Below are 9,669 nucleotides of genomic sequence, written 5' to 3' on the forward strand. Positions count from 1 at the left end.
GCGGGACTCAACCCCACGGACCAGGTCCGGGCCGAAGCTTGAAAGCAAGACAGTGGGAACGGACACGAGGTCGACAGCCAAAAGCCATCGTCTCTCGTTGGGTCGATCACCCCTTGACTGCCGTTCCTTGACGCCTCGCCTGGACGGGCAGTTGAAGATAGGAGGCGTGCTTGCCGCCGGTGTGGACGACGTGCTGTCCGCTGTTGGCAGGCGTGTACTCGCGGATTCCGGGCATCATCGTTCCCAGAAGGCTCCTGCCGCTGATGACGAAGCGGAGCTGTTCGCCGGAGTGGAACGCGAGGCCGATCGGGAGCAGATCGATTTCGACCTCGACGACCTCACCAGGTGAGAGCTTCTCGACCCTGTCGAAGCTGTGGGCGGGCACCGCATCGGTCGACAGCGTCTCGTCCAGGTGGCGCAGAGAGACCCGCAGGCGTCCGTCCGAGCCCTTGTACCGGAGAATCGAGGCGCCGCGCTCGGTGATGTCCTGCACCAGCGCGCTCTGGTTGGGTACGGTGAACTGCTGCAGTGGCGTGCCGTACGCATCGAGCTTCTGGACGAGGATGAAGAGGTCCATGTCGTCCGAGCCGCGTGCTTCGACCCAGAGGTACGCCTTCGGGTAGCCGACCAGGACGGTCTCCTTGTCGAAGCGCGTGATGAACGACACCGCATCGGGGTTGGAGCTCACGTCGTAGACCACCGTCGCTTCAGCGCTCGGGGCTGTCGTGGTCAAGGCGCGCGAGCGGCCGTCGAGGTAGTACTTCGTCGGCGTGACGTCCTTCGGGGGGAACTCGCCCGCACCGACCGCGACCTGATCGCCGCCTTCGAGATCCAGGACGGAGTACCGGACGCGCGGCGTCTGCTCCCACCCGTTGTCCTCGCCCTTCAGGTAGCGGTCGAAGAAGCGGCGCAGCTCCTCCCTGTTCGCTTCGTCGTAGTAGTCGGGCCACTCCTGGGAGTTGTGGATGCGGAGCCACTTCTCCTTCGAGGCCATCCGGCGCCATGCGCGGAACGTGCCCGCCGTGTGCAGGGTGTTCGAGTAGCTGGCCACCACGTATGCCGGAACGGTGATCTGGTCGAAGCGCGGGATCTTGTTCTCCCACAGTTCGGTCATGAGGGGATACCGCTCGGCCTCCGCGAGGAGGTCCTCTTTGCGCCCCTTGCCCCAGTAGCTGTTGTCCTGCAGCTGCCTCGCGAACCCCGTGTCAGGCATGCCGCCGCGCAGGACGAGGTCCCTGTAGACGTCACTGACGCCCTCCCAGGGGTTGATCGCCGCGAGGTGCGGGGGCTGTTCGGCGGCGGTGAACCACTGCGACACCGCGAGATAGGACGTCCCGCTCATCGCGACCTTACCGGTGCACCACTCCTGGACGGCCAGCCACTCGATCAGGTCGTAGCAGTCGCGTCCCTCCTGGCGATCCCAGATGACGCTGTCCCCGTCGGACTCGGCCACGCCCCGAATGTCGGGATTGCAGATCGCGTAGCCCCGCGCGCACCAGTACGCCGGGTCCGGCCCCTCGAACTTCTCCAGCCCCGACACAATCCCGTTGTCGAGCCCGACCATCTGGAAGATGCCCATCACGCTCGGGGAGGTCCCCTGGCCCTTCCCGTACGGGCTCCATGCCACGATGACCGGCACCTTCTGCGTTCCGGCGGGGCGAAGCACATCGACGTAGATCTTCACGCCGTCCCTCAAGGTGACGGCAACGTCCTTCTCGAGGACGATTTCGACCGGCACCGACTGGAACGGGGGCGCGATCTTGAATCCGGCCGGCAGGGTTCGCGTGCCTGGTTCGAACCCACTCAAGACGCCGTACCTGGCGCCCGGCTTCAACGGCTGGGACGGTACGAACACCTTCTGGTCATCGCTCATGACGAACTCCTCGTGTCTCTTCAACCAGGGACCAGCCCCGTGCCGGTCCTCGTCCTTCGGGCCCGCAGACATGGATATCCGCGCTCCCGGCCTCCTCGACATAAAGAACGTTCATTCTGTTTGTCAAGTCGAACGGAGGTGTGACGAATCTGTCGTGAGTGGGATTAATCTTCCGTCATGCCCAAGCTGAGCGAAGGTTCGAGGCAGCGGCGGCGCGAGAGCATCGCGGCTGCAGCCATGCGCTGCTTTGCTCGTCAGGGCGTCACCAGCACCTCGATGGCGGACATCATCCGCGAGGCGGGCTCATCCGCCGGCTCGGTCTACTCGCACTTCTCGAGCAAGGCCGAGCTCTTGCGCTTCGCCGCCTCGATGGCGCTGAGCGAGCTGGTCGCGACGGTGAGTGACGAGCTGCCCGCGGAGCGCACTCCCGCCAGCGTCCTCGCGCACCTGCTGCGGTCGAGGAGCGACAAGGCGCACGCGCAGACCCTCCTTCAGATATGGGCGGACGTGCCTCGCGACGCGGAGATTGAAGAGATCGCTCGGGACAGTGTGATCGAGTTTCGCGCACTCGTGCGGTCAGCGTTGCTGCCCTGGTGTCAGGCTCCCGCGCGAGCAAGAACGAGGAATCCGGACACTGCCGCGGACGAGATTTCCGACGCCGTCGTCACGGCCGTTCAAGGCTTCGTGGTCAGGGTCAGCATCGACCGTGACCTCGACAGTGAGCTCGTCGCAAGCCGCCTGGTCGCCTTCTTCGAGAAGGTCTGAGCCCATGTCCGAGGAGCGTGGGATCGCACCCGACGCCCGGGGCGTCCCGTTGACCGAGAGGCGCTCTTTCCAAGGCTGCATGATTAACAGTGCGGGAGGGGCCCGCGTTGCGTGCGGCGAGTCCACCAAGTATGGCAAGGCGTCATGGCAAAGAACTGGTTCAAGGTCCAAGTCGTCACGGGCCACGAGAACAGGGTGAAGGACGCGCTCCTTGAACGGATGAAGGCCTATGACTTGCATTGCCAGACATGGATTCCCGCCGACGGAATGAACTCTCCAGGATACGTGCTCATCCAGCGAAGAGCCTGTCGCGGTATTCGTAGCGAGGGCTTGCCCGGCCGGGGATGAGGATGCTCAATGTTGGACCGGGCAGCCGCCCACCTCGAAGCGGTGCCCCGAAAGCTGAGCGCGGACGCAGGCTACTTCTCCGCGAAGAATGTCCACTGGCTGGAGTCAGTTGGCGTCGAGCCATCCATCGCTACCGGCCGCCAGAAGCATGGGGAAGCGCCACCGAAAGTCAGCGGCCGTCTGCCCGCGGGACGCACCCCGAAGGAGCGGATGGCCCGGAAGATGGCGGTGACCACGACGCCGTTGTCGTCGTTCACGGGAAGCTGCCCGAACGGGTTCTTCGCGCGGAACTCCGGTGAGTCCAGGTCGTGGTTGGGGTGATCCATGCCCACGATCTCGTATGGCATTCCGATCTCTTCGAGCGCCCAGTTCACGCGCAGGTCACGCGTGATGCCGCGCGCCATCTTGTCGACTCGCGAAAAGCTGTCGATCTTGAGCATGCGCCCACCCTACTTCTCGCGGGCACCCCTCTCCAGCCTCCGCTCTCGAGCTCGCACGCATACCGAGGGGACACCCCCACCAAGCGTTCACCCTTCTTCGCGATGCCCGTGGTGAGCACAATCGGATTGCGGCGCGCTGCATGCCCGGTCCTACCGTATCCGTTTGCCCGTCAGCAGCTTTCAGGAGGCCGGCCGATTGCGGAGCTCCTCGAACAGGGGACTCTCACCCGGTGCGCCGCGCGCGAAACACGCGGCGCACCGATTCTCCTATCGAGACCGCGCTGAAATCAGGGCACACCGCCCCATTGCGGCATCGCGGACAGCTCCTCAGAGTCCGTTCGGGACCACGGTCACGGTGCCGGAGCCCCTGTTGGTCAGGATGAGATCGGCGTACCCATCCGCGTCCATGTCCGCGGTGGCGATGGCGTTGAGGCCAGGCGAGGCGCCGGTCGTGACGACGGCGCCCGCGGTGAAGCCTCCGTTGCCGTTGCCGGTCATCGGGCGGACGCCGCCCGAGGCCGCTGTCACGAGGATGTAGGCGTCGAGCTTGCCATCGCCATTGAAGTCATCGGCCACGACGCCCAGCGCCGAGTTGGCGGCCGTATTGGCCGCGGCGGTTGACTGAACGCCGCTCGCGAAGGTGCCATTGCCGTTCCCTCTGAAGAAGAAGAGGAACCGGCCGGCCGCGCCGTTCGAGAGGATGTCGAGCGTGCCGTCGCCGTTGGCGTCACCGAAGGCGATGCCCGCCGTCTGGCCGCTGGCGGAATTGCTGTAGGCGACGGGTGCGGCGAACGAGCCGTCGCCCTGGTTGATGAGGATCGACAGGCGTGCGCTGGCGGGGCTCGTCACCACGATATCGGAGACGCCATCGCTGTTCAGGTCACGGCAGGCGATGGTCGACTGCGCGCCGCCGGTGTTCGGGATGCCGATGAACGTCGGCGCGCCGAAGCTGCCCGCGCCGGTACCGAAGAGCACGCTCACCTGGCTCAGGGTCACGCTTGTCGTGGCGATGTCAGCCACCCCGTCGTGATTGAAGTCCCCGGTGCAGAGGTGGACGGAGCCCGGGGTGCCGGTGGTGAAACTCGTGGGCGCGCCGAAGGTCCCGGGCGCGCTCGGACCCAGGTTCTTGTACACGCTGATGTTTCCGTTGATGAGGAGCAGGTTGGTCTGTCCGTTGACGGTGACGGCGTCGAGCCACCCGTCGCCGTCCACGTCCACGGCCACGACCGCGTTGCTGGAGAGCGAGGCGCTCCCGTAGTTGACCTCCGGCTGGACGCTGGCGTCGCCGTTCCCCAGGAAAACGGAAAGCGAGCCAGAGGGGAACAGGATCGACCCCGATTCGGCGTTGGCCACCAGGATGTCGAGCTTGCCGTCGCCATTCACATCGGCGACCGCCGGGGCCAGCGGGTTGTGGTTCGCGGGGGTGCTGACCGGCGTGCCGGGGACCTGGCCGGGGGGGGCGGCCTGGCAGGTGGCGTTCGAGCAGATCTGGCCCGTCGCGCACACGATGCCGCAGGCGCCACAGCTATCGGCGTCGCTCTGGAGATTCACCTCGCAGCCGTCGGACGAGTCCCCGTTGCAGTCCCCGAGGGTGCCGGAGCAATCCTGGCAGTTGGGCCCCTCGTAGGTAGGCGCGCACTCGCAGGTGTAGCTACCCACGCCGTCGATGCAGGTGCCGCCATTCAGGCAGGGGCTTGCGGCGCACTCGTCGATGTTGGTGCAGGTCACGCCGTCGCCCTCGTAGCCCGCATTGCAGGCGCAGGTGAAGGAGCCCACGGTGTTGGTACAGGTGGCGTTTTCGCTACAGTTGTCGGTACCGGCGACGCACTCGTTGACGTCGACGCAGGTGCCGCTCTGGCACGTGAGGCCGTCGCAACAGGGGACCGTGGCGTCGCACGGCGCGTTCACGGACAGGCAGCCCTGGCCGCTGCACGTCGGGTCGTAGATCGGCGAGGTCGGGTCGAGGCTGGTGACGTAGTCGCCGTCGTGAGCGCTGTGCGCGTTGATACACGCCTGCTCGCTAACACGGACGATTGTGTAGGGATGAGTCGTCGAGCTGGTCTTGTGGCAGATATGGACCTTACCATTGACGTCGAAGTAGTCGCACTGGTCGGCGGTGAGGGCGGAGTCGGCCGAACCGACGTACGCGTCATTGTCTTCGACGGAAATCGGGCTGCAACCGCCGATGAGGCCGAGCAAACCGGCCCCCGTGATCATGATGACGAGCGAAATTGATTTGTGTTTCATTGAGTTCCCCCCTGAAAGGACGCACCACGGCCTCGCGACGGCTTGCGCGGAGCTCGCGGGCACCAAGCTAGACTGACGTTGAACGCGGGCTGTTTTTATTCACCCGCAGTGAAATTTATAACGCCCCGATGGTGGCCTGTCAATTACCAATTCATGACCGCGGTAAGATTCCTGCCGATTCGGCACAATGCCCGTAGTTTCGCACAGCCAAACCATGCATGAGTCAGCACAAACCCATCACAGATTCGACGCTGAGTCGCCCGCAGGTGGGCAGCGCCCCGACGACGCAGACGTCCTTGGGCGTCTTGCCCGCACGTCCCTTCGTGTGGAGACGAAGGCGAAGAGGTGACGAGCCGCCTGATCGCCTTCTTCGAGAAGGTCTGATCTCATGTCCGAGGAGCGTGGGATCACACCCGACGTCCGGGGCGTCCCGTGGACCGAGCGGGATGACGAGAGGCGCTCTTTCTACAGATGCATGATCCGATGCCTCCTTCCTGCGACGCTGCTCCCAGGAGGAAGTCCATGCACATCGCACGTGTCGTCGTCTCGCTGTCCGCGCTCTTCCTGGTCTTCGTCGGATGTGGGGGTGAATCGTCACCGGAGCTGGAGCCCAAACAAGAGGCTCACTCGACATCGCACGCCCTCGCTGGCGTCTGCGACGGCGTCACCTGCAGCGGTCATGGCGTCTGTCGTGACGAGGCAGGCACCGCGCGCTGCATCTGTGACGAGGGCTTCACCGACGCCGCCTGCGCCACGCGCGGTGGCGACTACGGACGGCGCACACTGCTCGTCCCGGGGATGGCGGACCCCGACGTCTACAAGGAACACGATGACCTGTTCTTCCTGTCCGGCACCGGCAACGGGTGGCAGTTACCCATCTACGAGACGCGAGACCTGACGAGCTTCCAGCTCAAGCGCTCCTATGACCCGTCCGTGGCCGACCCCGTGTATGACTATTGCTTCCTCTGGGCCCCGGACCTCGGCAAATACGAAGGCGTGTACCAGCTGTACTTCTCGGCGCACCGGGTCCCCAACGGCGCCGCGTGTCCTCCGTCCGGCCAGGAGGTGACCACCTTCGTGGCCACCGCTCCCGACCTGAACCTCCAGTTCGGCGCGCCCCAGCCCATCAACGCCAACACCACCTGGCCTCGCACCTCCACCGGCACCGGGTGCCTGCCTCAGGGCTGCAACCGGAACATCCGCATCGACTCGGCCACGTTCAATGACACATCGGGCCGCTGGTTCTTCTATGTCTGGTTCGACCGGGGCAACAACATCTCCTCCTTCAACACCGCCGCCCCCGGCACCGTCTACAACCACGCGGGCCCGGCCATCTTCTCGACGCCCGCCTACGAGGAAGGCATCAACGAGGCCCCCGAGGTCTTCAAGCGCAACGGCCAGTACTACCTGCTCCTCAGCGGTGGTTGGTACAACAGCCAGTACGCCATGTATTATGTGATGGGAGACTCCATCCCCCAGCTCACGCGAGCACGGGCGGTGCGGCGACTCTCCCAGCCCCTGCGCAACACCGCTGGCAGGCTGGTGCAGAGCCACGGCCACAACGTCATCGTCGAGCGCCGGGGTGAGTATTTCAACGTCTTCCACGTCGGCGCCTTCGACGCCTCGGGCAACCTCACCTCGCGCAGCACGTACAAACAACGCGTCGCCTTCAAGCCGGACGGCTCGCTGCACTCGCTCAACCAGGTGAACGTCCGGTGGAACAAGCTGACCGGGTACAGCTACTCGCTCGACGTCGTGCTGCGCGACGGCACGGTGGTTGGCCCGTGCCTCTCCGTGGCCGTCCTGGGACAGGCCAACAAGACCGTCTTCGACGGGGTGTGCCGCAGCGCTGGAGACCGCGTGGTGACCAAAGGCGACATCGCCGCCTTCCGCATCTTCTATTCGAACAACAACGTCTGGGGCCCCTTCGTCGAGCGGGCCTATGACGGCATCTCCGACGACGTCACCCTGGATCTGCCGGGTGGCTACACGCCCTTCGTGGACCTGAGCTGGAGCGAGGAGGAGACCACCGCCCAGTACTCCATCGACGTGCAGCGACGAGACACCGGCGCGTGGATTGGCCCCTGCATCGGCGTCAACTCCGTCAACAAGAGCCTCTCCTGGACCTACCTGGGACGCTGCGACACACCCGGCATCAACGTGCCCTCCTCCAACATCCAGGCCTTCCGCATCTGCTCCGCGGTGAATGGCGACTGGGCCCGTGCCCGCTGCGGCGCCACGCCATACGACGGGCGCGGCATGCACTCGCACATCGTCATCCCCTGAGCCGCCTGTAGCTCCCCTCCGGGTGCGCAGGCACGACGATGCCACCCGGAGGCCCACACATGCCTCCCCAGGACGGCCTCGCAACCCATTGATTTCCCAGGGAGGTGCTGGCTCCAGGAGGCACGCAGCAGGCGCCCCGACGGTGACTGCGGTCATGAGGAGAATGGCGCCAGATATCTCACCGGGGCGCTGTTCTCCTCGCCATGTGACGGTCCACCTCACTAGCGTCTGGTCCGAGGCGCGCCACGTTCGGCGCGGGAGTGGACAGCCATGGCGCGGGACGAGGTCGAGGAAGCAAGCTCCAACGAGTTCAGCGAGAGCACGCCGGAGGGCAAATCCAATCCGGAGTTCGAAGCCACCCTCCTCAAGGACCCGGACAACGTAGAAACGTACCTCGTCTATGGAGACTGGCTCCAGAGCCAGGGCGACCCACGCGGTGAACTCATCGCGCTCCAGCACGCGGCATCGAAGGCCGAAGGCGCGGAGGCCAGCGACCTCAAACGCCGGGTGACGGCGCTCATCCAGAAGCACCAGGCGCTGCTGCTCGGCTCGCTGGCGACACCGTGGGCCGATGAGGAACTCTCGCTGGAGTGGCACCTGGGGTTCATCCGCGCCGCGAGAGTGGGTCGCAAGGAATTCAACTCCACGCTCGATGTATCGGAGACGGTGTCGACGCTGCTTGCCCACCCCTCCGCGCGATTCCTCAAGTCACTCACCGTCGGCATCGTGACGGCGGACGGGGGGAACGACTACGAAGACGTCACCCAGGCCATCATCCAGGCCAAAGGCTCATCGACGATTCAGAGCCTCTTCCTCGGCGACTTCGACTACCCCAGGGAATTGGAAATCTCCTGGACCTACCTGAACGGCGTCTCGGGGCTCTACGCGGCGCTGCCCCACCTGCGCTCGCTGCGGCTGCGCGGCGCGGCCCTGGACCTGGGCGAAATGGACCTGCCAGAGCTGCGCGACTTCACCCTCGAGACAGGGCGTCTGCCGTTGGCGGTCGTCAAGTCCATTGCCAGCCCTCAAGGCCCTGGGCTTGTGCAACGCGGAGTTCACGGACGAGCTGGCGAAGGCGTTGCCCACCGCGAAGGTGCTCCCCCAGCTCGAGAAGCTGGACCTGTCCATGGGCTGTCTGTCTGACCTGGGCGCGAAGGTGCTCGCGGACAATGCCGAGGCGTTCAAACACCTCAAGCACCTGGACGTGACGGAGAACACGCTCACCCCGGAGGGGGCGAAGCTGGTGGCGAAGCTGGCGGACACCGTGGCGGCGGGCAACCAGCGCAACTACGACGAGGATGAGCGCTACGTCGCGGTGGGCGAGTAGCGGCCAGGTCTCGTCAGGGACGAATTTTCAGCAATCGCGGAAGCACCTCGCACATCGACAAACCGTGAAAGGGATACGACCGAAGCCAAAGGCTGGCGGCGTATCCCCTTTGTCATCGAGTCGGGCCGGCCCCTCTCGGCGGCACACACGTCTTGAACGGAGAATCCCTGTGCGCGTTGCCTCGTTCCTTGCATTCATTCCTCGCTTGATCGCCCTGGGGTTGGGCCTCTTCGGTGCCCAGGCACTCGCGGGCTATTACGACTTGGTCACATCCGTGAGGGCTGCTCAGGCGGCGCTCTGGGGTTGATGGCCCTGTTGCAGAGCGGGCAGGTGCCAATCTGCTGGAGCAGCAGAGGCTGAATCACGCGCCTCACCATTGGCAG

Annotated in this window: 7 protein-coding genes; 4 read left to right on the forward strand and 3 right to left on the reverse strand. The window is 65.2% G+C overall.

Annotated elements, in window-relative coordinates; all coding sequences use genetic code 11:
* Positions 1–106: 106 nt before the first annotated feature.
* Positions 107–1,873: a CocE/NonD family hydrolase gene (locus tag HUA76_RS40245; RefSeq protein ID WP_174463875.1), complete on the reverse strand. Its 1,767-nt coding sequence runs from the start codon at positions 1,871–1,873 to the stop codon at positions 107–109.
* 177 nt (positions 1,874–2,050) lie between these two features.
* Between HUA76_RS40245 and HUA76_RS40250 the strand changes: the two genes are divergently transcribed.
* Entirely contained in the window at positions 2,051–2,638 is a 588-nt protein-coding gene (locus tag HUA76_RS40250; protein ID WP_174458323.1) for a TetR/AcrR family transcriptional regulator, read from the forward strand.
* 419 nt (positions 2,639–3,057) lie between these two features.
* Here HUA76_RS40250 and HUA76_RS40255 read toward each other — a convergent pair whose 3' ends face one another.
* Both HUA76_RS40255 and HUA76_RS40260 read right to left on the reverse strand, forming a co-directional pair.
* On the reverse strand, positions 3,058–3,426 hold the full coding sequence (locus HUA76_RS40255; protein ID WP_174463876.1) for a glutathione S-transferase N-terminal domain-containing protein: 369 nt from the start codon (positions 3,424–3,426) through the stop codon (positions 3,058–3,060).
* 327 nt (positions 3,427–3,753) lie between these two features.
* Positions 3,754–5,673 carry an FG-GAP-like repeat-containing protein gene (locus HUA76_RS40260; RefSeq protein WP_174463877.1) on the reverse strand — a complete coding sequence of 640 codons (1,920 nt, stop codon included), beginning with the start codon at positions 5,671–5,673 and terminating at the stop codon, positions 3,754–3,756.
* A 522-nt stretch (positions 5,674–6,195) separates the two neighbouring features.
* On the opposite strand from HUA76_RS40260, the gene HUA76_RS40265 reads away from it, so the two are divergent.
* The 3 genes from HUA76_RS40265 to HUA76_RS45900 all read left to right on the forward strand — a co-directional run bounded on the left by HUA76_RS40265 (position 6,196) and on the right by HUA76_RS45900 (position 9,286).
* On the forward strand, positions 6,196–7,959 hold the full coding sequence (locus tag HUA76_RS40265) for a family 43 glycosylhydrolase (protein WP_254614782.1): 1,764 nt from the start codon (positions 6,196–6,198) through the stop codon (positions 7,957–7,959).
* Positions 7,960–8,229: 270 nt separating this feature from the next.
* Positions 8,230–9,102 (forward strand): TIGR02996 domain-containing protein, encoded by an 873-nt coding sequence (locus HUA76_RS40270; RefSeq protein ID WP_254614783.1) that lies wholly within the window; start codon positions 8,230–8,232, stop codon positions 9,100–9,102.
* The gene (locus tag HUA76_RS45900) at positions 9,086–9,286 is read left to right on the forward strand and encodes a hypothetical protein (protein WP_254614784.1); all 201 of its coding nucleotides are present in this window, start codon (positions 9,086–9,088) and stop codon (positions 9,284–9,286) included. Before HUA76_RS40270 ends, HUA76_RS45900 begins: the two co-directional genes overlap by 17 nt.
* The last annotated feature ends 383 nt before the right edge of the window (positions 9,287–9,669 follow it).

Source organism: Myxococcus sp. CA056, from assembly GCF_013336715.1.
In the GTDB taxonomy this organism is placed as follows: Bacteria; Myxococcota; Myxococcia; order Myxococcales; family Myxococcaceae; genus Myxococcus; species Myxococcus llanfairpwllgwyngyllgogerychwyrndrobwllllantysiliogogogochensis.

Excerpts from the sequence above, each read along its gene's own strand:
- HUA76_RS40245 (WP_174463875.1), bottom strand. The coding sequence starts at position 1,873 with ATGAGCGATGACCAGAAGGTGTTCGTACCGTCCCAGCCGTTGAAGCCG.
- HUA76_RS40250 (WP_174458323.1), top strand. The coding sequence starts at position 2,051 with ATGCCCAAGCTGAGCGAAGGTTCGAGGCAGCGGCGGCGCGAGAGCATC.
- HUA76_RS40255 (WP_174463876.1), bottom strand. The coding sequence starts at position 3,426 with ATGCTCAAGATCGACAGCTTTTCGCGAGTCGACAAGATGGCGCGCGGC.
- HUA76_RS40260 (WP_174463877.1), bottom strand. The coding sequence starts at position 5,673 with ATGAAACACAAATCAATTTCGCTCGTCATCATGATCACGGGGGCCGGT.
- HUA76_RS40265 (WP_254614782.1), top strand. The coding sequence starts at position 6,196 with ATGCACATCGCACGTGTCGTCGTCTCGCTGTCCGCGCTCTTCCTGGTC.
- HUA76_RS40270 (WP_254614783.1), top strand. The coding sequence starts at position 8,230 with ATGGCGCGGGACGAGGTCGAGGAAGCAAGCTCCAACGAGTTCAGCGAG.
- HUA76_RS45900 (WP_254614784.1), top strand. The coding sequence starts at position 9,086 with ATGGGCTGTCTGTCTGACCTGGGCGCGAAGGTGCTCGCGGACAATGCC.